A 23,331-nucleotide genomic window follows, 5' to 3' on the forward strand; every position below is an offset into this window, starting at 1 on the left:
TACGGTGGACTCTTCCGGGCGAGCGCCCCGGACGGACGCGGACGTCAACGCCGCGCCCGCTTCTTCAGCCTCCGGTGCTGGAGCCCCAGGTTCTTGATGCCCCGCTTCCGCAGCCCCCGGTTCCTCATCGTCGGGACCGGACCGAAGACGGCGGCCCGCGCGATGTTCCGGGCCATCCCGCCGAACACGATCGCGTGGAACGGCGACACCGCCCACCAGTACGCCTGGCCGAGCAGCCCGCGCGGATGGAACAGCGCGCGCTGGCGGTACCGGCTGCGGCCCTCGCCGTCCGGCTCCGCGTACATCTCCAGCCAGGCCAGGCCCGGCAGCCGCATCTCGGCCCGCAGCCGCAGCAGATGGCCCGGCTCGATCTCCTCCACCCGCCAGAAGTCCAGCGAGTCGCCCACCCGCAGCCGCTCCGCGTCCCGGCGGCCCCGGCGCAGCCCCACCCCGCCCACCGCCCGGTCCATCCAGCCGCGCAGGGACCAGGCGAGCGGGAAGGAGTACCAGCCGTTGTCGCCGCCGACCCCCTCGATCACCCGCCACAGCCGGTCCAGCGGGGCGTCCACCACCGTCTCGCGCTCGTCGGTGTACAGGCTGCCGCCCGCCCAGTCCGGGTCGGTCGGCAGCGGATCGCTCGGCGCGCCCGGCACCGACGCCGACGACCAGCGGGTGGCCACCTTGGCCTCCCGCACCCGGCGCAGCGCCAGCCGGACCGCCTCGTCGAAGGTGAACGGATGCCCGGGCGGGTCGGGCAGATACCGCCGGATGTCGTGCTCGCGGCACACCACCTCGTACCGCAGCGACTCGGTCAGCGGGCGCGCGATGGAGGCGGGCACCGGGGTCACCAGGCCCACCCAGTGGCTGGACAGACCCGGCGTGAGCATCGGCACGGACAGGATCAGCCGGTGCGGCAGCCGGGCGAGCCGGGCGTACCTCAGCATCATCTCCCGGTACGTCAGTATGTCCGGCCCGCCGATGTCGAAGGTCCGGTTCACGTCCTCCGGCAGCCGCGCCGAGCCCACCAGCAGCCGCAGCACGTCTTTCACGCCGATCGGCTGGATACGGGTGTGCACCCAGCTCGGTGTCACCATCACCGGCAGCCGCTCGGTGAGGTAGCGCAGCATCTCGAAGGAGGCCGAGCCGGAGCCGATGATCACTGCCGCGCGCAGGACGGCCGTCGGCACCCCGGACTCCAGCAGGATGTGGCCGACCTCGGCCCGCGAGCGCAGATGCGGCGACAGTTCCCGCTCCGGCACCCCGGCCGGGGTCAGCCCGCCGAGGTACACGATCCGGCGCACCCCTGCCGCCTTGGCCTGCTCACCGAAGTACCGGGCCGCGCGCCGGTCGGTCTCCTCGAAGTCGTCCCCGCTGCCCAGCGCGTGCACCAGGTAGTACGCCACGTCGACGTCCCGCATCGCCTCGGCCAGCGAGTCGGGGTCCGTCACATCGCCCCGTACCACCTCCACGTCACCGGCCCACGGATGGTCGCGCAGCTTGTTCGGGGTACGGGCCAGACAGCGCACCTGGTGTCCGGCGGCGAGCAGCTCCGGCACGAGCCTGCCCCCGATGTAGCCGGTCGCCCCGGTCACCAGGCAGCGCAGCCCGCCCTCGGGCTCGTCGTCGTTCATCGTCCTACGGCTCCTCGGCATCGGCGTCCGGCCGTGGTCCGCCACGGCCTCCCCGTGATCCCTTCCCGCCCGGCGCCACAGGTGGATGCGGTTGTGCCTAACGGCGTACAACGGCATGTCCGCGCTATAGCCGGGCAACCGACGAGGTACAGGTTCCGTGTCCCGTCCGAACCTTCCGCCGGAGGTGTCCGCCGCCATGAATCCGACAGTGCTGGAGCGTTTCCCCGCAGGCTCACCGCGCGGCTCCTGGCCCGCCGAGGAGTACGCCGCCGCCCGCCGCGCCGAGGGCGAACCCGCGACGGTGGTCATGGACCTGAAGTCGGACGCCTTCCTGGTCGTGGTCGAGGGCCGCGCGGACGACTAGGGCGTCAGCGCCTCCAGATGCGCCTTCCGGGTCTCCGCCGTCTGACCCTGGATCAGCAGGAACATCCCCTCGCGGGCGAGGCGTTGGGCCTTGGACTTGAGGGCCATCGAACGGCCGCCGCCCGCTACGACGGCCGCCGTGGTGGCGGTGTTCAGGGCCGCGTACGCCTCCGCCCGTACCGCCAGGCGCTCCTCCACCCGCTCCAGCGGGGCGGGGTGGTCGGCCAGGGCGTAGGCGCGGGTGCGGACGTCCGCCAGCCGGGCCCGTAGCGGGGCCGCTGTCTTCTCGTCCAGCAGGGACAGGGCCGCCGAGGCGATGCCGAAGACCGCCGGGTTGGCGTTCAGGGTCTTCGCCCGGTCGGTGGGAGCCCAGTCGGCGTACGGGAGGCGGAGGGCCACCGAGGCACCGGGGACGCGCAGGCCGTCCAGCTCCAGCGACACCGTGCGAGCGGCGGTCAGGGCGGCCAGGCGGAGGAGTTCGGAGGCGCGCAGGCCGGGCTGTTCGCGGGCGTCCACGAAGGCGAACACCGCCTCGTCCCCGTCCGTCAGGCCGGCCAGGAGGAGTACGTCGTTCAGGCCCCAGCCGGTGTACCAGGGGACCGTTCCGTCGAAGCGCCAGCCGGTGCCGTCGCGGCGGGCCCGTACCGGGGCCCGGGGGTGGGCGCGCAGTTGTGCGTACGCCACCCCGGACAGCAGCTCGCCGCGCGCCAGCGGGCCCGACAGGCGCTCACGGGCGGCCGGTTCGCCCCGCGCGAGAACCTGCACGGGAGTGTGGTGCTGCGACTGGACGAACCAGGTCGAGCCGCATGCGCCCGCCAGGATCTCCGAGACCTCCCGCACCACGGCAGGCGGCGCCGCCGAGCCGCCGTCCTTCGCCGGGGCGGTCAGCCCCAGCAGCCCGGACCGCTTCAGAGCCTCGATGTGGCTCGCGGGCACGCCCTCCTGGTCCACCCGCTCCGCCTCGGGCTCCAGCAGCTCGGCGGCGAGCAGACGGGCGCGGGCGACGAGCGGGTGATCGGTGATCGTCATGCGTCACTTCCTACCCGGCCTCCCCGCCCGGCACCTGTGGCACACTCCGCCGATGACCACCGAAACGATCACCGCGGCGGACTCCGGCACCCTCACCCTCGGCGACCTCACCGTCCACCGCGTCGGCCTCGGCGCGATGCGGCTGACCGGCAACGCCGCCTTCCACCTGGGCACCCCCAGCGACCGGGCCCGCTCACTGGCCGTCCTGCGCCGGGCCGTGGAACTCGGGGTGAACCACATCGACACCGCCGCCTTCTACTTCTCCTCCCTGCGCTCCGCCAACGAACTGATCAACACCGCCCTCGCCCCCTACGCCGACGACCTGGTCATCGCCACCAAGGTCGGCCCCTTCCGCGAGCAGGACGGCTCCTGGGGCACCGCGGCCCGCCCCGACCAACTGCGCGGCCACGTCGAGGAGAACCTCCGCCAGCTCGGCCGCGACCACCTCGACCTCGTGTACCTGCGCCGGATGCGCCAGGACTCCGTCGCCGAACACTTCGGCGCCCTCGCCGAGTTGCGGGAAGAGGGCCTCATCCGGCACCTCGGTGTCTCGGCGATCGAACCCCGGCACCTCGACGAGGCCCTCGCCATCGCCCCCGTCGTCGCCGTGCAGAACCGGTACGGGCTCGACACCCCCGACCCGGAGGGCAAGGCACTGCTGAAGCTGTGCGAAGAGCGCGGCATCGCCTTCGTCCCGTACTACTCCGTCGCCGGGGAAACCGGTGAACGGGGCACCCACGAGCGGGTCGCGGCCGACGCGGACGCCGTGGTCGCGGAGATCGCCCGCGCGCACGGCGTCAGCCCCACCCAGGTCCGGATCGCCTGGACCCTCCATCAGGGCCCGCACGTCCTCGCCATCCCCGGCACCGGCGATCCCGGCCATCTGACCGAGAACATCGCGGCGGGCACCCTGAGGCTCACCGACGGCGAACTGACCCGCCTGAACGCCTGCCGCCAGTAGTCGAGCACCCCGCCGGCCCCCTCTCAAGGGGAGACTGGCGCGGCGGAAGTTTTACGTATAACCTCTCCCGCTAACCACCCCCACCGGAAGGCTCCGATGCGCCGCGTTGCCCTGGTCACCCTCGTCGTGGACGACTACGACGACGCCATCCGCTTCTACACCGAGGCCCTGGGATTCCGGCTGGCCGAGGACGAGCCCCGCCCGGACGGCTCCCGGTGGGTCGTGGTGGAACCGGGCGCCGAGCAGGGCACCGGCCTGCTGCTCGCCCGCGCGAAGGACGACGGCCAGCGCGCCCGCGTCGGCGACCAGACCGGCGGCCGCGTCGGCTTCTTCCTGCACACCGACGACTTCGCCCGCGACCACGCCCGCATGACCGCCCACGGGGTGACCTTCCTGGAGGACCCCCGCCACGAGCAGTACGGCACGGTCGCCGTCTTCCAGGACCTCTACGGCAACCGCTGGGACCTGCTCCAGCCCGCCGCCTGAACGCCGCACGAATCCCATCCGCCCCATCCGCACGACCCGCCGAGGAAGCACGCCATGACCGCGCCCCGCATCGACACCGAGACCCTCCGCCGGCTCCCCAAGGCCGTCCTGCACGACCACCTCGACGGCGGCCTGCGCCCCGCCACCGTCATCGAGCTCGCGGCCGCGGTCGGCCACACCCTGCCCACCACCGACCCCGACGAATTGGCCGCCTGGTACGTCGAGGCCGCGGGCTCCGGCGACCTGGTCCGCTACATAGGCACCTTCGAGCACACCCTCGCCGTGATGCAGACCCGCGAGGGCCTGCTGCGGGTGGCCGAGGAGTACGTCCTCGACCTCGCCGCCGACGGCGTCGTCTACGCCGAGGTGCGCTACGCCCCCGAGCTGAACACGCGCGCCGGGCTGACCCTGGCCGAGGTCGTGGAGACGGTGCAGGAGGGCCTCGCGGCCGGCATGGCCAAGGCGGCCGCCGCCGGGACGCCGGTACGCGTCGGGACCCTGCTGTGCGGCATGCGGATGTTCGACCGGGTCGGTGAGGCGGCCGACCTGGCCGTCGCCTACCGCGACGCCGGGGTCGTCGGCTTCGACATCGCCGGCGCCGAGGACGGCTTCCCGCCCGCCGACCACCTGGCCGCCTTCGAGCACCTGCGCGCCGAGAGCGTGCCGTTCACCATCCACGCGGGCGAGGCGTACGGCCTGCCCAGCATCCACCAGGCCGTCCAGGTGTGCGGCGCCCAGCGCCTCGGCCACGGCGTCCGCATCACCGAGGACATCGTCGACGGCAAGCTCGGCCGCCTGGCCGGCTGGATCCGCGACCGCCGGATCGCGCTGGAGATGTGCCCCACCTCCAACCTCCAGACCGGCTGCGCCACCTCCATCGCCGAGCACCCCATCACCGCGCTGAAGGACCTCGGCTTCCGGGTCACCCTCAACACCGACAACCGCCTGGTCTCCGGTACCACCATGACCCGCGAGATGGCGCTGCTGGTTCAGGAGGCGGGCTGGACGGCGCAGGACCTGCGCACGGTCACCGTGAACGCGGTCAAGAGCGCCTTCATCCCGTTCGACGAGCGCAAGGCGCTCATCGAGGACGTCATCCTGCCGGGTTACGCCGAAGCGCTCTGAAGCAGCCCCTTGACGTAGGCGGCCTGTCCGACGTGCTGGAGATCGTCGGACAGGACGCTCACCAGGCGCACGCCCAGCGTGACCGGGGGCTCCCAGCGCTCGTCCACCACCCGCTCCAGATCCTTGGCGGCCAGTGTCCGCAGTACGCCGAGGGTCTGGTCGTGCACCGCGTCGTAGTACCCGGCCAGCAGCACGGTCGAGGGGACCCGCACCTTCGCGGCCTGCTCGGGGGTGTGGCCGTAGCCGGTGTCGTGGTGCGGCAGCTCCAGGTCGAAGCGGTCGGCCCAGTCCCGCGCCAGCCACACCTGGTCCAGCCCGAAGGCGTCGGCGATGTGGTCGTCCTGCACCCGGCTGAGATGCCACAGCAGCCAGGCGATGGAGTTCGCGCCGGGCGCGGGGGAGTGGTCCAGGTCGTCCGCGCCGAGTCCGTCGAGCACGGTGTGGACTTCTTCCCGGATACGGTCGTAGCCCTCGATGAGGATCTCCTTCGCGTACATGTTCCCACCCTCGCGCATCCCCGCCCCCGGCGCGAGAGCGTGACGTCACTCCGCTTCGCCGGGTTCCGCCTCCGGGGTGTCCAGCAGGGCGATCAGGGCGCGGGCGGCCGGGCTGGTGGCGCGCTCCGGGGGCAGCAGGGCCACCGTCTCGTACGCGGCCTCGCCGACGCCCTTGAGCGGAAGCGCGGTGAGCGAGGTGCGCTTGTGCCGGAAGTGCCGGGGGACGACCGCGATGCCGAGGTTCTCGTCCACCAGGTCCAGCAGGCTGTGCACGTCGTTGACCTCCAGCGCGACCGTACGGCGCACCCCGGCCGCGGCGAACGCGGCGTCCGTGGCCCGGCGCGGCCCCCAGTCCGGGTGGAAGTCCACGAACACCTCACCGGCCAGCGCGGCCGGGTCCAGGACCGCGCCGAGTTCGGCGAGCCGGTGCTCCGGATGGCACAGCACGGTCATCGGCTCGCTGGTCAGCGGCACCGAGCGCAACTGGTCGCCGTCGGCCGGGACGCGGTAGGCGAAGGCGAGGTCCAGCCGGCCCGCCGACACCCCCTCCGCCAGCGCGCCCGAACCGCTCTGCCGCAGCCGGATCTCCACGTCCGGGTGCGCCCGCCGGAAGGCCGCCAGCAGCCCCGCCACATGCACCCCGGCGATGCACTGCTCGGCTCCCAGCGCCAGCGTGCCGCGCAGCACCCCCTGCACCGCCGCCACCGCCTCGTGCGCGGAGCGCACCTGCGCGAGGATGCGCTCGGCCTCGACCAGCAGCGCCCGCCCGGCCTCCGTCAGCGTCACCCGGCGGGTGGTGCGCACGAACAGCGGCGCCCGCAGTTCCCGTTCCAGGGCGCGGATCGATGCCGAGAGCCCCGACTGGGACACCATCAGCCGCTCGGCGGCACGGGTGAAGTGCTGGTCCTCGGCGACCGCGACGAAGTGCTGGAGATGACGCAGTTCCATGATTGAGAAGCCTAGCCGCTGAAATCCATCGGATTCTTCTGTTGGACCACTGACCGGGCTCCGGGGAAGAGTGGGGGGAGGCTGCCGGACGCGTACGGGTCCGGCGCCGGGAAGACCGTGTGCCAACCCCTTATGGAGTCGCGTTGTACACCGCCCACCCCGACCGCTACGCCGACCTGCCCTACCGGCGCTCCGGACGCAGCGGACTGAAGCTCCCCGCACTGTCGCTCGGCCTGTGGCACAACTTCGGCCCCGACCGGCCGGTGGAGACCCAGCGCGCGATCCTGCGCCGCGCCTTCGACCTCGGGATCACCCACTTCGACCTGGCCAACAACTACGGCCCGCCGCCCGGCGCCGCCGAGTCCGCGCTCGGCGAGGCGCTGAAGGCCGACTTCACCCCGTACCGCGACGAGCTGGTCATCTCCACCAAGGCCGGCTATCTGATGTGGCCCGGCCCGTACGGGGAGTGGGGCTCGCGCAAGTCCGTGCTGTCCTCGCTCGACCAGAGCCTGACGCGGATGGGCCTGGACCACGTCGACATCTTCTACTCGCACCGCTTCGACCCCGAGACCCCGCTCGAGGAGACCATGGGCGCGCTGCACTCGGCGGTCCAGCAGGGCAAGGCGCTCTACGTCGGCGTCTCCAACTACTCGGCGGAGCAGACCCGCGAGGCGGCACACATCCTGGGCGAGCTGGGCACCCCGCTCCTCATCCACCAGCCCCGCTACTCCCTCCTCGACCGGCGCCCGGAGGAGCAGGGGCTGCTGGACACCCTGGACGAACTCCAGGTCGGCTCCATCGTCTACTCCCCGCTGGAGCAGGGCCTGCTGACCGGCCGTTACCTCGACGGCATCCCGGAGGACTCCCGCGCGGCGAGCGACAGCCCGTTCCTGAAGTCCGACGCCCTCACCGAGGACCTCGTCCGCCGGCTGCGCGCCCTGAACGAGATCGCCGCCTCGCGCGGCCAGACCCTGGCGCAAATGGCACTCGCCTGGGTGCTGAGGGGCGGACGGGTGACTTCCGCTCTTGTCGGCGCGAGCAGCGTCAGGCAACTGGAGGACAGTGTCGGCGCCATCCGGAATCTGGAATTCGACGCGGCCGACCTGGCTCGTATCGACGCCGTTGTGCAGACTTGAACTCGCCGGAGCGGTAGCGGCGGAAGGCGGAAGTTTTTTGCGCCTTCACAATTTCTTCGCGTATTCCGGCGAGGAGGGCGCTGAATTCCTGCCACGCCCGGAAGCGGAACCGCAGCAGAGCCCAGGGGAGCCCCGCCCCTGGGCTCTTGCCTTGTACGGGCCCGCGCGAAGGGCCTCGGCGCGCCGCTCACGGTCGATAATCCGCCAACTAATGCGGGGCTCCGCCGCGCCTCACATGATTCGGCCAGAATCGGGGCATCGCATATGCCAGGAGAGTGGCCGGAAAGACATGGTGACAGTGTTTCCATTGTGGCGATACTCAAAATGCCAGGGGCACTTCACCGCACAGGAGCCGCACGGAAAAGAGAGGGACCGGTCGGCACACCGGCGAGGCAACGGGGGAGTGATCGTGCACGATGAATTCCTGTGCCATGTCACCGCGTACGGGATCTGCGGCGGTCAGCGGGTAGGCGTACCGCTGGGCACCTACCGCGCGCCCACCCTGGCGCTCGCCCTGTGGTGGCTGCGGGACCGCGCCTCCTGGATCGCCGAACGCCTGGACCCCAGCCCCGAGGGCGAGAAGATCCCGGCGGGCGCCCTCGTCCCCGTCCCGGACACCGTGGCCGACGTCCCGACCCTGCTGCGCGCCTGGTGCTCCGACGACACCCGGCAGGAACTGGTCGCGGACGAACTGGCCGGCGGACGCCTGGTGCGGATCGCCGCGAGCGACGACACCACCGAGTACGAGCTCCTCGCCGAGTCGGTCGACGCCCTGCGCATGCAGCGCACCGTCCCCGCCTTCGTCGTCCCCGTAGCCTGAGCGCGAAGCCGCGGCCGCGGCCCGGTCGCGACACGCCAGGGGCGCGTGCGCGCACAGCGAACGCATTGGGTGGAATGCGCGGGCCGAGTCGGGGTACGAGCACCAGAGGCAACATGGCGACCGGCCGGACCGGGCATTTCGAGAGAGACACCATGACCGAACACCTGGGCGTGGCAGTGGCAGTGATACCGACTGGTTTCGACGTACCCGTGGAACCCCTTCGGCGTACGGCGCACTACACCGGGGAGCCAGGATGCATCGCCGACGCGCGAGCCTTCGCCGGGCGGTTCCTGGAGCAGTTGCGGACCGAGTGGTGCGCCACCGTGGACAGCCGCACCAGCGGGGAACTGCTGCTGGTCGTCAGTGAGCTGGTCACCAACGCCGACCGGCACAGCGGGGGCCCGTACATCCTGGAGCTGGAGGGCACCGACAGCGCGGTGAGCGTCTCGGTGTACGACAGCAGCGTCGCCCTGCCGCGCTTCTTCCCCAAGGACCCCGAGCGGGTCGGCCATCACGGCCTGGAGATCGTGCGCGCGGTCGCCTCGGAGATCACCGTGGACCGCGTACCGGTGGGGAAGCGTGTGCGCGCCCTCATCCGGCTGGACGGCTGAGCGAACCCCTTCCCGGCCCTCCTGGAATTATGAACGCCGACCGCGATCCGGTCGGCGTCGTCGTGTGCCCAAAACGCTTCGTGTGCCCGGAAGCGGCGCTGTTCGTGTGCCTGGAAGCGGCGCGGGAGAAGGCAGGGCATCAGGGCATGAGGAAGGGCGGCCCGGCCGAACCGGACCGCCCTTTCCTGCGTCAAGACTTCAAGGCGTCAGAGCGTGATGCTCAGGCGCAGCCCAGCTCGCCGAGCATGCCCTCGCGCAGCCGCGCGATGATGCGCTTGATCAGACGGGAGACGTGCATCTGCGAGCAGCCCAGCTTCTCGCCGATCTCCGCCTGGGTGGCCTCCTCCACGAACCGCATGTGGATGATCTGGCGGTCGCGGTCGCTCAGTTCGGCCATCAGCGGGGCGAGGGCGTGGAAGTCCTCGACCAGACGCAGACCCTCCTCCTCGACGCCGATGAAGTCCGCGAGGACCGCCTCGCCGTCCTCACGGCCGTCGCCGGTGAGGGCGGCGTCCAGCGAGCTGGAGTTGTAGCCGTTGGAGGCGAGCTGCCCCTCGACGACCTGCTGCTCGGTGATGTTCATCAGCGTGGCCAGCTCGGCGACGGTCGGGTCGCGGTCCAGCCGGCTCGACAGCTCCTCGCGGGCCTTGGCCAGCTCCACGCGCAGCTCCTGGAGCCGGCGCGGCACGTGCACCGCCCAGGTGGTGTCGCGGAAGAACCGCTTGATCTCACCCACGATGTAGGGCAGCGCGAAGGAGGTGAACTCCACCTCGCGCGAGATCTCGAACCGGTCGATCGCCTTGATCAGGCCGATCATGCCGGTCTGGACGATGTCCTCCATGTCGTCGCCCCGGCCCCGGAAACGCCCGGCGGCGAAGCGCACCAGCGACATGTTCATCTCGATGAGGGTGTTGCGCGCGTACTGGTATTCGTGCGTGCCCTCTTCCAGCTCCGCCAGCCGGCGGAAGAACTGGCGGGACAGCGCCCGCGCGTCACGCGGGGCCACGGACGCGGGGTCCGCGATACCAGGAAGGGTCTCCTCGTCCGTCCTGTCCTGCGCGGCCTTCTCCGCGACCTCTGCTTGTGACCGGATGCCGACGGCGGTGTCCATTACCTCTCCCACGTAAGTCACGGTTCGACGACTGCTCCCGAAGCCCTGGTTGCCCGAGGCCATGGTTGCCGCGTGGTCCCCGGCTACCCGGAAAACCCCGCCCCATGCACGTCTTCTCTCACGGGCCGGGTACCCCCGGTCACGCGACGCATGCAGTCGACTTTCGACGTGGCTCGAAATAGCCGAAGTGGCTTGATCTTATCGACCTGCGACCGATGAGTTCCGGGGCGGGGGGCGGTCGACACCCATGAGCGCGCGACCGGCGCCGCGACCCGCACAGGAGGTCTCCCCATGTCCCACGGTGGTTTCACCACATGTCTCTGGTTCGACGGCCAGGCCGAGGAGGCGGCGCACTACTACGTCTCCGTCTTCAAGGACTCCGGCATCGGCCGGATCACCCGCTGGAGCGAGGCCGGCCCCGGTGAGGCCGGGACCGTGCTCACCGTCGAGTTCACCGCCAACGGCCAGAAGTTCGTCGCGTTGAACGGCGGCCCCGAGTTCAGCTTCAGCGAGGCCGTCTCGTTCATGATCCTCTGCGCCGACCAGCGGGAGGTCGACCACTACTGGACCCGGCTGACCGAGGACGGCGGCGAGGGCGGCCCCTGCGGCTGGCTCAAGGACAAGTACGGCGTCTCCTGGCAGGTCTGCCCCGAGCGGCTGCTGGAGATGACCAACGACCCCGACCCGCAGAAGGCCGCCCGCGCCTTCGCCGCCATGATGAAGATGGGCAAGCTCGACCTCGCCGCCCTGGAGAAGGCATACGCGGGCGAATGACCCTCGGCGCACACCTCGCCGATGGTGTGCCGGGCGTTCTGTGCCAGTACCGGGTCGGTACGCCAGTGGCCGGCGTGACAATCCGGGACGAACCGTCAACACGAGAGGACCGACCATGACCACGCGATCCGAGGGAACGCCCTGCTGGGCCGACGCGATGTTCACCGACCTGGAGGGCGCCAAGCGGTTCTACGGCGACGTCCTCGGCTGGACCTTCGGCGAGTCGTCGTCGGAGCACGGCAACTACACCCAGGCGTACGCGGACGGCAAGGCCGTCGCCGCGATCGTCCCGCCCATGCCCGGCCAGGAGAGCGCCTCGCAGTGGTGTCTCTACTTCGCCTCACCGGACGCCGCCGCGACCGCCGCTAAGGTCAAGGAGAACGGCGGCGAAGTACTGATGGAGCCCATGCGGGTCGGTGACTTCGGCACGATGGCCATCGCCCGCGAGCCCAGCGGCGCCGTGTTCGGCATCTGGCAGGGCGACGCCCACGAGGGCTTCGAGGCGGTGGCCACCCCCGGCGCCTACTGCTGGGCGGAGCTGTTCACCCGCGAGCCGGAGAAGGCGGACGCGTTCCTGTCGGGCGTCTTCCCCTACCGGATGAAGGAGATGGCGGACGAGCATGTCGACTTCCGGGTGTTCGACCTGGGTGCCGACCCGGTGCTCGGCCGGATGCGGATGGGGGAGGAGTTCCCGCCCGAGGTGCCGTCGTACGTCAACGTCTACTTCACCGTCGACGACTGCGACGCGGCCGTGGCCCGCGCCACCGAGCGCGGCGCCGTGCTCCACTTCGGCCCGATGACCAGCCCCTTCGGCCGGTTCGCGGCCCTCACCGACCCGCAGGGCGCCAGCTTCTCGGTGATCGACATCACCACGACCGAGGGCGACATGCCCGACTTCAAGGACGCCTGACCCGGCCGGTCGGACCCCGTGCGCGGCCATGGCATGATCGGGCACATGCGTGAACGTGTGGTGGCCGCGTGCGACGGGGCTTCGAAGGGAAACCCCGGACCGGCCGGATGGGCGTGGGTGGTCTCCGGCGACGACGAGCGGACCCCGGCCCGCTGGGAATCGGGCCCGCTCGGCCGGGCCACCAACAACGTCGCCGAACTCACCGCGCTGGAGCGGCTGTTGACCGCCGTCGAGCCCGACGTGCCGCTGGAGGTCCGGATGGACTCCCAGTACGCGATGAAGGCCGTCACCACCTGGCTGCCCGGCTGGAAGCGCAACGGCTGGAAGACCTCCGCCGGCAAGCCGGTCGCCAACCAGGACCTCGTGGTCCGCATCGACGCGCTGCTCGACGGCCGCTCGGTCGAGTTCCGGTACGTGCCCGCCCACCAGGTCGACGGCGACCCGCTGAACGACTTCGCCGACCGCGCCGCCAGCCAGGCCGCCGTCGTGCAGGAGGCCGCGGGCAGCGCCCACGGCTCGCCCGAGCCGCCGCCCTCGCCCGACACCCCGGCGCCGTCCGCCCGCCGCAAGCCGGCCCGGCGCGCCACCGGCGCCTCCGGGTCCGCCTCCGCGCGGACCATCAAGGCCAAGTTCGCCGGCCGCTGCCTCTGTGGCCGCTCCTACGCGGCCGGCGAGTCCATCGCCAAGAACGCCCAGGGCTGGGGCCACCCGGAGTGCCGTACCGCCACCGGCTGACCGGTCCCGCCGGATGACGCCGGGCCCGGCCGTACGCCATCGCTGCTACCCTGCGAGGCCGATCGACTACGTCCGGTGACTTCCAGGGGTGTGCGCGTGAAGGTCGTCTGCGTCGGAGGCGGGCCCGCGGGCCTGTACCTCGCCATCCTGCTCAAGCGGCAGAACCCGTCCCACGACATCACCGTCCATGAACGCGCCCCCGAGGGCTCCACGTACGGCTGGGGTGTCACCTACTGGCAGGGTCTGATGGACCGGCTCCGCGCCCATGACCCCGAGTCGGCGGACGCCATCGCCGCGAACTCGGTCCACTGGCACGAAGGCGTCGCCCACGTACGGGACTTGAGCACCCGTCAGCCCGGCGACCAGGGCTCCGGCATCGGCCGCCACCGCCTCCTCGAACTGCTCGCCGCGCGTGCCCGAACCCTGGGCGTACGGCTGGAGTTCGAGAGCGAGATCACCGAACCCCCCACCGGGGCCGACCTGGTGGTGGCCGCCGACGGCATCGGCAGCGCCCTGCGCACCCGGTACGCCGAGGAGTTCGGCACCCATGTCACCCACGGCCGCAACCACTTCCTCTGGCTCGGCACCACCAAGGTCTTCGACGCCTTCACCTTCGCCTTCGTCGAGACCGCGCACGGCTGGATCTGGGCCTACGGCTACCCGTACGACACCGGGCACAGCACCTGCGTCATCGAGTGCTCGCCCGAGACCCTCACCGGGCTCGGCCTGCACAGCGCCGACGAGGGTGAGGGGCTCGCCCTGCTGGAGCGGCTCTTCGCCGGCCTCCTCGACGGCCACCCCCTCATCGGCCGGGCGGGCGACGGCACGAGCATCCCCTGGCTGACCTTCCGCACCCTCACCAACCGCACCTGGAACTACGGCAGCCTCGTCCTGCTCGGTGACGCCGCCCACACCACCCACTACTCCATCGGCGCCGGCACCACCCTCGCCCTGGAGGACGCCATGTGCCTGGCCACCGCCCTGCGCGAGCACCCGGCGCTCCCTGACGCCCTCGCCGCCTACGAGAAGCGCCGCCGCACCGAGCTGCTGTCCGCGCAGAGCGCCGCCCGCTACAGCGCCCGCTGGTACGAGAGTCTGCCCCGCTACATCGAACTGCCCCCGCACCGCATGTTCGCCCTGCTCGGCCAGCGCCACTCCCCGCTGCTGCCCTACGTCCCGCCCCAGCTCTACTACGGCCTCGACAAGGCCGCCGGACAGCTCGAACCGCTGCGCCGGCTCAAACGCTGGCTCGGCCCCCGCGCCGCCCGCGCCCTGCACGCCGCACGCACCCCAGACCGCCCCCGCTGAGCCTCTGCGCCCCGGCGCCATCCCCGTGCCGGCGTCGGGAGGCATCCGGCCCGGCCGAGGTCGCCGACCCCGGTCACCCGCGTAAACAACGCTGCGGGTCAATACACCTCAATACACCCTCAATACACCTCAATACACAGAGGGCCCGGTCAGCAGTGACTCCGCGCAGCGGCGGAACGCGGCGAGCAGACGGCTGTTGTCGCCCGCGCGGGTGGCCAGCGCGACATGGCAGGGCTCCACGCCGTGCAGCGGGATCGCGGTCAGATCGGGCCGGGCCGGCATCCCCGGCGCGGCCGCCGCGATCGCCAACGCCTGCCCGGACGCGACCAGTTCGAACTTGTCCTCGATGTCCCCGATGAACGGCCCGTCCGGCGCGGGCCGCCCGTCCGGGCGCGGGTCGATCCGCCAGAACGCGTCCCACAGCGGGTCCGGGACGCGGGGGAGGGGCTCGTCCGCGATGTCGTCCAGCGTCACCGACTCCTTGCCCGCCAGCCGGTGGTCCAGCGGGACCACCACCACGCGCGGCTCGTCGTAGAGCACGCTCACCCGCAGCCCGTCGGTGGCGAACGGCAGCCGGGCCACCAGCGCGTCCACCCGGTGGCCGAGCAGCGCCTCCGGCGCCTCGTGCCAGCGCAGATGCGTGGCCCGCACGTCCGCGTCCGGGAACCGGCGCCGCAGCTCCCGCACCGCGGGGGTGACCAGCACCCCCGCGGTGTAGCCGACGACGATCCGGCTGGGCACGGCGGCCGCCCGCGCCTCCGTGGCCGCCTGGTGCGCTGCCCGCAACAGCGCCCTGGCGCGGGGGAGGAAGACCTCGCCCGCCTCGGTGAGCCGGGTGCCCTGCGGGGTGCGGTCCAGCAGCTCGACCCCCAGCTCCCGCTCCAGCCGCCGTACCTGACGGCTCAGCGAGGGCTGGGTGATGTGCAGGGCGGTGGCCGCGCGGCCGAAGTGCCGGTGCTCGGCGACGACCGTGAAGTACCGGACCAGCCGGAGATCGAGATCCGCGAAGTCGGACATGCCCTCCAGCGTACGACCCCCGCGTACCTGCGGTGATGCCCGGAACGTATTGCGCGATGCGGAAGAAGCCTTGGACGCCCGCACGGTGCCCGGCCGACGATGGAGGCACTTCCACCGACCATTCGAGGAGAGCTTCACCATGCGTGTTTTCGTCACCGGGGCCACCGGGTTCATCGGCTCCGCCGTGGTGCCCGAACTGATCGGAGCCGGGCACGAGGTCGTCGGCCTCGCCCGCTCGGACGACGGCGCGGCCGCGCTGAAGGAGGCGGGCGCCGAGGTGTTCCGGGGCAGCCTGGACGACCCCGAGGGCCTGGCCCGCGCGGCGGACGGCGCCGACGGGGTGATCCACCTGGCCTTCGTCCACGACTTCACCGACTTCGACGCGGCCGGCGCCACCGACCTGCGGGCGATCGAGGCGATGGGTGCCGCCCTGGCGGGCTCCGGCCGGCCGCTCGTGGTCACCTCCGGCACCGCCATCGCCCCGGCGGGCCGGCTCGCCGTAGAGACCGACGCGCCCGCGCCGGGCACCCACCGCACGCCGTCGGAGGAGGCCGCCGTCGCGCTGGCCGAGCGGGGTGTACGCGGGTCCGTGGTGCGGCTCGCGCCCTCCGTGCACGGGCGCGGCGACCACGGCTTCGTCCCGCAGCTCATCAGGACCGCCCGCGAGAAGGGCGTCGCCGCCCACGTCGGGGACGGCGCCAACCGCTGGCCCGGTGTCCACCGGCTCGACGCCGCCAGGCTGTTCCGGCTGGTGCTGGAGCAGGCCCCGGCCGGCACGCGGTGGCACGCGGCCGCCGACGAGGGCGTGCCCTTCCGGGAGATCGCGGAGGTCATCGGCCGGCACCTGGACGTGCCCGTGGTGACCGTGCCGGCCGAGCGGGCGGGGGAGCACTTCGGGTTCCTCGGCCGGTTCGCCGGGATGGACAACCCCACCTCCAGCGCCGCGACCCGGGAACGGCTCGGCTGGCGGCCCACCGAGGCCGGACTCCTCGCCGATCTGGACGAGGGCCACTACTTCGAGTGAGCCGGCACCGTACGACCGGACAGGTGACCGGTTTGAAAGAACGTTTGCGCGGTTAATTGCACCGCATGACCGAGGAGGCACCGCGCAGGGGGCGGGACGAGACCAGGGAAGAGCGGGCCGACCGCAAGTGGGGCGAGCTGATCCAGGAGGTACGTGTCGCGCAGACCGGCGTACAGATCCTGTTCGGCTTCCTGCTCACGGTGGTCTTCCAGCCCAAGTACGCCCAGCTCTCGAGCACCGACCAGTTCATCTACATCGTCACCGTGGTCCTGGGGGCCTGTGCGACCGGCGCCCTCATCGGGCCGGTCTCCCTGCACCGCCTGGTCTCCGGGCGCCGGGTGAAGCCGCAGGCGGTGAAGCTGGCCGGGGCGCTGACCTTCGTCGGCCTGGTGCTGCTGCTCGCCACCATGGCCAGCTCGCTGCTGCTGATCCTCCGGGTGGCCACCCACAACGGCTATGTGCCGTGGCTGGTCGGGTCGGTCGTCTGCTGGTACCTGGTCTGCTGGTACGGCCTGCCGATATGGGCCCGCCGTCAGCACACCGACCCCGAGGACCGCTGACGCGCGGTACGGGCCCCGAGGGCCGCCAGTGAGCGGTCGTGGACCCGGCCGAGCAGGAGCAGGGAGAGCACGGAGCCGATCAGGGCGCAGAACATGTCCCACTGGGTGTCCCACACATCGCCCTGGGTCGCCAGGAAGGCGTCCGCCCCGCTGCCGCCGATCACCGCGGCCAGCCACTCCAGCAGCTCGAAGCAGGCGCTGAAGGCCAGGCAGGCGCACACCGTCAGCGGGGCCAGCCAGCGGCTGCCCCGCAGCGGCGAGGTACGGGTGAGCAATTCCCGCACCAGGATCGCCGGGACGAAGCCCTGCATCAGATGCCCGAACCGGTCGTACGGATTGCGGCTCAGGTGCAGGGTGTCCCGGACCCAGTCGCCCGCCGGCACCTGCGCGTACGTGTAGTGGCCGCCGACCGCCAGCACCAGGGCGTGCGCCGCGAGCAGACCGCACAGCAGCCCGGTGAGGGGGAAGCGCCGCCACAGGAGCGCCACCAGCGGCAGCCCGAGCAGCACCCAGAAGGTCTCCAGGAACCACGTCGTACGGTCCCGCGCGCCCCACGCGGACACGGCCAGGCCCACGGCGGCCACGCCCGCGAACACGACGGGCGGCACCGTGCGGCGGACGGCCGGCCGGTCGGGGTGGACTGCGCTCATGGCGGACTCCAGGGGCTGGACGGGGTCGGTCGCCCCATCGTCCGGCGCCCCGGCGCGCGGGGCATGAGTACCGGTACTCATGCCCCCGCCGCGCGTCCCTAGGACTTGTCTGCCACCGCGCCGCGCAGCGCGGTGAGGCAGGAGCCGATCGCCTGCTGCAACTCCTCCAGGCGCCGGACCATGTCGTCCTCGTAGAAGTCCTGGGCGTCGTCGAAGGTCAGCTCCTCGAAGGCGCGCGTCGCCTTCTGCAGGCTGCCGTAGAACTTGGTGCGCCGCTCCCGCACGCGGAGTTCGGGGTCGGCCTCGACGGTGTCGGCGACCAGCGACTTCAGCGTGTCGTACGCCTCCACCGCCCACTCGCCGGTGTCCTCGCCGTCCTCCAGCTCGTCGATCAGCGACAGATGACGCTCGGCCTCCTCGCGCAGCTCGGCGGGCGCGTCGACGGTCTGCCCGGCGGGGGTCTTGATCTGGCCGGACTCGGCGATCTGCCGGACGTAGCCGATTCTGTCGGCGGCGCGGCTCTCGGTGGCGACGGCCTTCTTCAGGTCGTCGGTGCGTACCACGTCCCGCGCCAGCTCGGCCTGGAGCTCCGGGTCCTCCCTGATCCGGTCCAGCAGGGCGGAACGGGCCGCGCGGGCGGTGGACGGGTCGGCCAGGATGGCGGCGCGCAGCGCGGTCGGGTTCTCGGCCACCTCCAGCGCCTTGGTCGGCCGGATGCCCTCGGCCTCGGCGGCCTCCGCGATGGCCGTGCCGCGCTCGGACGTGGCGCTGCTGCGGGACGAGTAGTAGCTCAACCAGACGTCGGAGTCCGGGAGTCGGACGTCCTGGCCGGGCTCCAGCGTCTCGAACTGAGGGACCAGGCCGTCGTCGGCGGCCCGGTCCCAGGCCCGGTAGTAGCGCATGACCCGCTCCGGGGAGCACTCCGCCAGCTCCGCGAACTCCTTCGCGGACACCTTCGGCGTCTCCCCGGCCGCCTGCCCGCCCGGCCGCACACTGCGCGCCACCATCAGCGCGAAGGCCCAGCCGCCGGTGCGCGCGTACACCCCGAACTCGCGGGCATCACGAGCCACCAGGTCGGACAGGGGTGCCGGGGTGGCGGCGGTCGTCTCGGAGGGGTCGATGGCCAGGGTCACGGATGGCTCTCCTGCGTACGGGGGCTCGATGGTGCGGCCACCCGGCCGGCCGGGCGCCGAGGGCAGCCTATATGGCCCGATAGGCGATGTTTGGCCGCCGGCCGTGCCGGCCGTTTCAGCGTTCGCGGTCCGCGAGCGCGTCCAGCAGGGCGCCCAGCTCGGCCGCCGCGCCCGGCTCCAGCGGCAGCCCGTCCAGCAGCGTACGGGCGGTGGCCAGGTGCGCGCGGGCCTCCGACAGGGCCGCGGCCCGGCCGCCCGCCGCCTCGATCAGCGCCGCCGCCTCCGCTGTACGGTGCCGCCGGAGCAGGCCGGGCAGCCGGGCACCCTCGGGAGCGGCGAGCGCGGTCAGCACCGGGTACGTCCTCTTGCCCTCGCGCAGGTCACCGCCCACCGGCTTGCCGGTGACCTCGGGGCGGCCCCAGATGCCCAGCACGTCGTCCGCGAGCTGGAAGGCGATGCCCGCGTGCCGTCCGGCCCGGTCCAGCGCGGCGACGACCGGGCGCGCGGCCCCGCCCAGCAGCGCGCCGAGCGCGAGCGAACAGCCCAGCAGGGCACCGGTCTTGCCCTCCGCCATCACCCGGTACTCGTCCGGCGTCACCGCTTCCGGACCCGTCCACGGACGGGCGGCGAACAGCAGGTCGTCGGCCTGCCCCCGCAGCACGTCGGCCAGCGCGCCCGAGAGCAGCCGCACCCCGCCGGGCACGTCGGCCAGCGTTCCGACGGCCAGCGCGAACAGGGCGTCCCCGGCGAGGACGGCGGGACCCGTGCCGTACGCCTTCCACAGCGCCGGGCGGCCGCGCCGGGTGGCGTCGCCGTCCATGATGTCGTCGTGCAGCAGCGAGAAGGCGTGCACCAGCTCCACCGCGACCGCGCCCGGCACCCCGGCCCCGGCGTCCGCACCGGCCGCCCGCGCCCCGAGCACCGCCAGCGCCTGCCGCACTCCCTTGCCGCCGGCGTCCGCGCCCTCGCGCCAGCCGAAGGAGTACGCGGCCATCTCCGCCAGCCACGGATGCAGCCCGGCGACCGCCTCTTCCAGCGCGGGCCGCACCAACTCGCGGGTCTCCAGCAACACGTGGGCCGCCGAGATCCGCTCCGCACGGAACACCGCCGTCATCGGGCACCCTCCGCCTCGGGCACGAACTCGGCCTGCGCCCGCGCCACCATCTCCCGCGCGTGCTTCAGCCCCGAGCGCTCCAACACCACGGCCAGCGAAGCCAGTTCCGCCGCCGTCTCCTCCGGGTCTCGGCCGAGCCTGGCCAGCGACTTGGCCAGACCGAGGCGGGACAGCGCCTCGCCGCGGGGTTCGTCCATCGTGCGGAACTCGGACAGCGCCAGGCCGTACAGGTCCCGCGCCTCCTCGTAACGCCCGGCGCGGTACAGGACGTTGCCGCGCATCTTGTGGTTGTAGGCGAGCGCGCTGGACAGGTTCATCGCCCGGCACGTCTCCTCCGCCCGCGACAGCAGCTCCAGCGCCCGGCCGGTGTCCCCGTCCCGCGCCGAGAGGATGTCCGCGAGCCCCCGCAGCGCCCAGGCGTGACCGCGCCGGTCGTCGGCGCGCTCGGCTATCTCCGCCGCCTCCTCGAACAGCGCGTACGCCCTCTCGAAGTCACCGGTGTTGCGGTGCATCTGCGCGATGCCCTCCAGCGCCCACACCGTGTGCCGGGCCTCGCCGCGCCTGCGGGCCTCGGCCAGCAGTTGTTCGTGCAACCGGCCGACCGCCGCGTAGTCGCCCTGGATGCGCCCGGTCTCCGCGAGCCCGGCCAGCGAGTAGCCCCGGACCACGATGTCGCCGCCGTGCTCGCCGAGTTCGGCCGCCAGCCCCAGCAGCCGCCAGGCCAGCGGGAACGCCCCGCGCTGCCGGGCCAGCGTGCCCCCGCTCCACAGCGCCCACGCCATCGCCGCGGTGTCCCCGGCCGTACGGGCCGCGCGGTAACTCGCCTTCCACGCGCGGTCGGCCTCCGCCGTGCTGCCGAGCCGCCGGTGCGCCTCGGCCACCGCGAGACCGCAGCGGGCCACCTCGGCGGGGTGCCCGGCCCGCTCGGCCTCGCGCAGCCGCTCCAGGCCCTCGGCGAGCACCTCGGTCAGCGAGGAATTGACGGACAGGGTGGTCAGGGCGCCCTGGTACTCCGGGGCGAAAGCCTTGCCGTACATGTGAACCCTTCTATACACCACGTGTATACGCGTCGCGTATACCACGCGGGCGAATCGCCCCGGTCCACCGGGGGCCGGGGCGTGGTCGGTCGTGGGGCAAGACGCGGGTACGGCGACGGGGGTTGCCCGTGCGACGCGGATCACTCCGGGTGGCGCCGGGAACCCCCGTACTTGGTCAGTGCTGTTGGGGCTTCTGCGGGGTGGCCTCGCTGGGCCGGACCACCACGACGCCCTCGCCCTGGAGCATGAGCTGGACGGCTTCGCCCGAACCGCCGCGCAGCATCGACCCGATGGACTGCGAGCGGTGCAGCGAGGTGCGCAGGTTCGCGGTCCAGCCGACCACCGCGTCCGTGTCGACGTACACCGGCGCCTGCTCGGAGACCGGGATCACCAGCGGGTTGCCCTCGCAGATCAGGCCGAGTCGGCCGTGCCCGCTGAACACGCTGTTGAACAGGCCGCCGCCCGCGATGCCGGAGCCCTTCACCGTCTTGATCTCGTAGGACAGCGACGCGTCGAAACACAGCACGTTGCGGCCGTTGACGGTGAACTGGTCGCCGGGCTCGACCTCGACGATGAAACAGTTCTGCGCCTCGTGCGCGAACCACGCCTCGCCTCGCCCGCGCACCACCATCAGCGGCAGCCCCTCGCCGGTCACCGCGCGCTTGAGCATGCCGCCCACGCCCTGGCCCTTGCGCTCGAACTGCAGGCTGCCCCGGTGGGCGATCATCGCGCCCTGCCGGGCGAGCATCTCACCGTCCACCGCGTACCTGACGCACTTGCCGTTCTCTATCGCCATGCCCGGCTCGACGGCCGGACGGACCATGTGCTCACTGGAAAAGAGGTCACCCTTCATGAGCGCATGGTGTCCCGGACGAACCCGTTCCGCCAAGATCACGGAGCCGACGGGCCGTCCGGGACGGGGAGTTCAGCGCGCCGTGGAGGCCGGGGCGATGTCCGCGTTGCGCTCCACCAGCACCGGGCCGCGCCGCTGCTTGGCGCTCTTCCCGCAGAACGCCGGCTCCAGGGCGCCCGCCAGCGCGTTGAGCACCTTGCCGTTGTTGGAGGTGGTGGCCACCGCCGTCAGCGCCCGCTTGCCGTCCTTCGTGGCGAACGCGTACGTGTAGTAGCCCTGCACCGCGCCGGTGTGCCCGTACACCGACACTCCGCAGGACAGGTCCCGGCGGCGCAGGCCGAGGCCGTACGCGGTGGTCGCGTCGACCTTGGTGAAGCGCTCCATCTGCGCGAGCCGGGCGGCGGAGAGCAGCTTGCCGCCGAGCAGTGCCGCGTAGAACGTGTTCAGGTCCTTGGCGGTGGAGATCACGGCGCCCGCGCTCTGCGCCCACGACACGGTCTGCTCGGTCGCGTCGACCAGCGGGTCGCCGGACCGGTCCGGGGTCAGATAGCCGCGCGCGAACCGGCCGGGGATCTTGGTGTCCGGGTGGACGTAGAAGGTGTCCCGCAGTTTCAGCGGGCCCAGGATGCGGTTCTGGTACGCCTCCTTGACCGGGCGTCCGGTGAGCTTCTCGATGAGCATGCCCGCCACCACGAAGTTGGTGTTGGAGTACGAGTAGGCCGCGCCGGGCGCGTTGATGCGCGGCTTCTTCAGGGAGAGCGCGACCAACTGGGGGTAGGTGAACACCTTCTTGCGTACGGCTTCGAAGCCGGCGACGCTCTGGGCGAACATGTCGTTGGTGTAGTCGTACAGCCCGCTGCGGTGGCTCAGCACGTGCCGCACGGTGACGGCGTCGCTCGGCAGCAGCTTCGGCAGGTACCGGTTGACCGGGGCGTCCAGGTCCAGCTTGCCCTCGTCGGCGAGTTGGAGCAGGACGACCGAGGAGAACGTCTTGGTCACGCTGCCGATGCGGAACCGGTCGGCGGTGCTGGCCGCGCGTCCGGTGCCCCGGTCCGCGACACCCCGGCTGAGCAGATGGCTGCGGCCGTGGTCGTCGATCCGGGCCAGCGCCGCCGGCGCGCCCTGGGTGCGGACCGTGCGCAGCGCCCCGTCCACGCCCGCCGTGTCGGGCGCGGGGAGCGCCGCCGCGCCCTTCTCCCCGGTCGCCGCCTGCGCCGGGACGACGAGGAGCGACAGCGCCACCGCCCCGAGTACCGCGGTCCTGCCCACCGTTGCCGAGATCATCAGGTCACCACTCCCGTCCACACCGCCGTTGCTGCGACATGCGTCACATTCCGGCCTGGAACCTAGGGGATTGACGGCCCGTCTCCCCAGTCGACACACAGTCGGCCATGCGGCGATCACTCCGGGGTGTCCTTTGGGTAAAGGATTGTCCCGGAGAACAGCGAAATGGATCATTCCTTCTTTACGTGGCCATGACTCATCCGAAAGGGTGAGC

At 72.2% G+C, this 23,331-nt stretch carries 25 protein-coding genes; 13 read left to right on the plus strand and 12 right to left on the minus strand.

All coding sequences use genetic code 11. From position 1 onward, the window contains the following. Positions 1-44: 44 nt before the first annotated feature. Complete coding sequence (locus ACZ3HQ_RS22135; RefSeq protein WP_467513320.1) at positions 45-1,631, minus strand: SDR family oxidoreductase; 1,587 nt, start codon at positions 1,629-1,631, stop codon at positions 45-47. 196 nt (positions 1,632-1,827) lie between these two features. Between ACZ3HQ_RS22135 and ACZ3HQ_RS22140 the strand changes: the two genes are divergently transcribed. Next, positions 1,828-1,995: a hypothetical protein gene (locus ACZ3HQ_RS22140; RefSeq protein WP_467513322.1), complete on the plus strand. Its 168-nt coding sequence runs from the start codon at positions 1,828-1,830 to the stop codon at positions 1,993-1,995. Here the strand turns inward: ACZ3HQ_RS22140 and ACZ3HQ_RS22145 are convergent. After that, entirely contained in the window at positions 1,992-3,023 is a 1,032-nt protein-coding gene (locus tag ACZ3HQ_RS22145) for an acyl-CoA dehydrogenase family protein (RefSeq protein WP_467513323.1), read from the minus strand. The genes ACZ3HQ_RS22140 and ACZ3HQ_RS22145 overlap by 4 nt on opposite strands. A 52-nt stretch (positions 3,024-3,075) precedes the next feature. On the opposite strand from ACZ3HQ_RS22145, the gene ACZ3HQ_RS22150 reads away from it, so the two are divergent. From ACZ3HQ_RS22150 to ACZ3HQ_RS22160, 3 genes are all read left to right on the plus strand, one after another. Next, positions 3,076-3,984: an aldo/keto reductase gene (locus tag ACZ3HQ_RS22150; RefSeq protein ID WP_467513325.1), complete on the plus strand. Its 909-nt coding sequence runs from the start codon at positions 3,076-3,078 to the stop codon at positions 3,982-3,984. Between the two features lie 96 nt (positions 3,985-4,080). Then, a complete protein-coding gene (locus ACZ3HQ_RS22155) occupies positions 4,081-4,470 on the plus strand; it encodes a VOC family protein (RefSeq protein ID WP_467513327.1) in 390 nt (129 codons plus the stop codon). Between the two features lie 54 nt (positions 4,471-4,524). Continuing rightward, positions 4,525-5,595 carry an adenosine deaminase gene (locus ACZ3HQ_RS22160; protein WP_467513328.1) on the plus strand — a complete coding sequence of 357 codons (1,071 nt, stop codon included), beginning with the start codon at positions 4,525-4,527 and terminating at the stop codon, positions 5,593-5,595. Here the strand turns inward: ACZ3HQ_RS22160 and ACZ3HQ_RS22165 are convergent. Further along, positions 5,577-6,092 carry a mycothiol transferase gene (locus tag ACZ3HQ_RS22165; RefSeq protein ID WP_030815185.1) on the minus strand — a complete coding sequence of 172 codons (516 nt, stop codon included), beginning with the start codon at positions 6,090-6,092 and terminating at the stop codon, positions 5,577-5,579. The two genes, ACZ3HQ_RS22160 and ACZ3HQ_RS22165, sit on opposite strands and share 19 nt — an antisense overlap. 45 nt (positions 6,093-6,137) lie before the next feature. Next, positions 6,138-7,040, minus strand: coding sequence for a LysR family transcriptional regulator (locus tag ACZ3HQ_RS22170; RefSeq protein ID WP_467513330.1), 903 nt, complete (start codon positions 7,038-7,040; stop codon positions 6,138-6,140). A gap of 143 nt (positions 7,041-7,183) precedes the next feature. Between ACZ3HQ_RS22170 and mgrA the strand changes: the two genes are divergently transcribed. The 3 genes from mgrA to ACZ3HQ_RS22185 all read left to right on the plus strand — a co-directional run bounded on the left by mgrA (position 7,184) and on the right by ACZ3HQ_RS22185 (position 9,607). Next, complete coding sequence (gene mgrA, locus ACZ3HQ_RS22175) at positions 7,184-8,176, plus strand: L-glyceraldehyde 3-phosphate reductase (protein WP_467513331.1); 993 nt, start codon at positions 7,184-7,186, stop codon at positions 8,174-8,176. A 409-nt stretch (positions 8,177-8,585) separates the two neighbouring features. Further along, positions 8,586-8,996, plus strand: a complete 411-nt coding sequence (locus ACZ3HQ_RS22180) for a hypothetical protein (RefSeq protein WP_381145251.1) — start codon at positions 8,586-8,588, stop codon at positions 8,994-8,996. 152 nt (positions 8,997-9,148) lie between these two features. Beyond that, positions 9,149-9,607: an ATP-binding protein gene (locus tag ACZ3HQ_RS22185; RefSeq protein ID WP_399569007.1), complete on the plus strand. Its 459-nt coding sequence runs from the start codon at positions 9,149-9,151 to the stop codon at positions 9,605-9,607. A 220-nt stretch (positions 9,608-9,827) separates the two neighbouring features. Here the strand turns inward: ACZ3HQ_RS22185 and ACZ3HQ_RS22190 are convergent, their stop codons facing one another. Next, positions 9,828-10,718 (minus strand): RNA polymerase sigma factor SigF, encoded by an 891-nt coding sequence (locus tag ACZ3HQ_RS22190; RefSeq protein WP_467513333.1) that lies wholly within the window; start codon positions 10,716-10,718, stop codon positions 9,828-9,830. Positions 10,719-11,009: 291 nt separating this feature from the next. Here ACZ3HQ_RS22190 and ACZ3HQ_RS22195 point away from each other — a divergent pair, with 291 nt between their 5' ends. The 4 genes from ACZ3HQ_RS22195 (at position 11,010) to ACZ3HQ_RS22210 (ending at position 14,445) form a co-directional block, all read left to right on the plus strand. Further along, entirely contained in the window at positions 11,010-11,492 is a 483-nt protein-coding gene (locus tag ACZ3HQ_RS22195; RefSeq protein WP_467513334.1) for a VOC family protein, read from the plus strand. A gap of 115 nt (positions 11,493-11,607) precedes the next feature. Then, positions 11,608-12,402, plus strand: a complete 795-nt coding sequence (locus ACZ3HQ_RS22200) for a VOC family protein (RefSeq protein WP_467513336.1) — start codon at positions 11,608-11,610, stop codon at positions 12,400-12,402. Between the two features lie 33 nt (positions 12,403-12,435). Beyond that, complete coding sequence (locus ACZ3HQ_RS22205) at positions 12,436-13,137, plus strand: ribonuclease H family protein (RefSeq protein WP_467513337.1); 702 nt, start codon at positions 12,436-12,438, stop codon at positions 13,135-13,137. 90 nt (positions 13,138-13,227) lie between these two features. Beyond that, entirely contained in the window at positions 13,228-14,445 is a 1,218-nt protein-coding gene (locus tag ACZ3HQ_RS22210; protein ID WP_467513556.1) for an FAD-dependent monooxygenase, read from the plus strand. Between the two features lie 129 nt (positions 14,446-14,574). Here the strand turns inward: ACZ3HQ_RS22210 and ACZ3HQ_RS22215 are convergent, their stop codons facing one another. Beyond that, on the minus strand, positions 14,575-15,462 hold the full coding sequence (locus ACZ3HQ_RS22215; RefSeq protein ID WP_467513338.1) for a LysR family transcriptional regulator: 888 nt from the start codon (positions 15,460-15,462) through the stop codon (positions 14,575-14,577). A 139-nt stretch (positions 15,463-15,601) separates the two neighbouring features. On the opposite strand from ACZ3HQ_RS22215, the gene ACZ3HQ_RS22220 reads away from it, so the two are divergent. Together ACZ3HQ_RS22220 and ACZ3HQ_RS22225 are read left to right on the plus strand one after the other, a co-directional pair. Beyond that, positions 15,602-16,486 (plus strand): SDR family oxidoreductase, encoded by an 885-nt coding sequence (locus tag ACZ3HQ_RS22220; RefSeq protein ID WP_467513340.1) that lies wholly within the window; start codon positions 15,602-15,604, stop codon positions 16,484-16,486. 65 nt (positions 16,487-16,551) lie between these two features. Further along, positions 16,552-17,046 (plus strand): DUF6328 family protein, encoded by a 495-nt coding sequence (locus ACZ3HQ_RS22225; RefSeq protein WP_467513341.1) that lies wholly within the window; start codon positions 16,552-16,554, stop codon positions 17,044-17,046. Here the strand turns inward: ACZ3HQ_RS22225 and ACZ3HQ_RS22230 are convergent. From ACZ3HQ_RS22230 to ACZ3HQ_RS22255, 6 genes are all read right to left on the minus strand, one after another. Further along, positions 17,019-17,696 carry a DUF2238 domain-containing protein gene (locus ACZ3HQ_RS22230; protein WP_467513342.1) on the minus strand — a complete coding sequence of 226 codons (678 nt, stop codon included), beginning with the start codon at positions 17,694-17,696 and terminating at the stop codon, positions 17,019-17,021. The two genes, ACZ3HQ_RS22225 and ACZ3HQ_RS22230, sit on opposite strands and share 28 nt — an antisense overlap. A gap of 98 nt (positions 17,697-17,794) precedes the next feature. Further along, positions 17,795-18,829: a hypothetical protein gene (locus ACZ3HQ_RS22235; RefSeq protein ID WP_467513344.1), complete on the minus strand. Its 1,035-nt coding sequence runs from the start codon at positions 18,827-18,829 to the stop codon at positions 17,795-17,797. Between the two features lie 115 nt (positions 18,830-18,944). Beyond that, a complete protein-coding gene (locus ACZ3HQ_RS22240; protein ID WP_467513346.1) occupies positions 18,945-19,943 on the minus strand; it encodes a polyprenyl synthetase family protein in 999 nt (332 codons plus the stop codon). Continuing rightward, positions 19,940-20,980 carry a tetratricopeptide repeat protein gene (locus ACZ3HQ_RS22245; protein ID WP_467513348.1) on the minus strand — a complete coding sequence of 347 codons (1,041 nt, stop codon included), beginning with the start codon at positions 20,978-20,980 and terminating at the stop codon, positions 19,940-19,942. The genes ACZ3HQ_RS22240 and ACZ3HQ_RS22245 overlap by 4 nt, the downstream gene beginning before the upstream one ends. A gap of 175 nt (positions 20,981-21,155) precedes the next feature. Continuing rightward, complete coding sequence (locus ACZ3HQ_RS22250) at positions 21,156-21,833, minus strand: AIM24 family protein (protein ID WP_366566105.1); 678 nt, start codon at positions 21,831-21,833, stop codon at positions 21,156-21,158. Between the two features lie 72 nt (positions 21,834-21,905). Beyond that, on the minus strand, positions 21,906-23,117 hold the full coding sequence (locus ACZ3HQ_RS22255; RefSeq protein WP_467513350.1) for a serine hydrolase domain-containing protein: 1,212 nt from the start codon (positions 23,115-23,117) through the stop codon (positions 21,906-21,908). Positions 23,118-23,331: the final 214 nt, after the last annotated feature.

It is taken from the genome of Streptomyces sp. NPDC018263 (assembly GCF_055562575.1).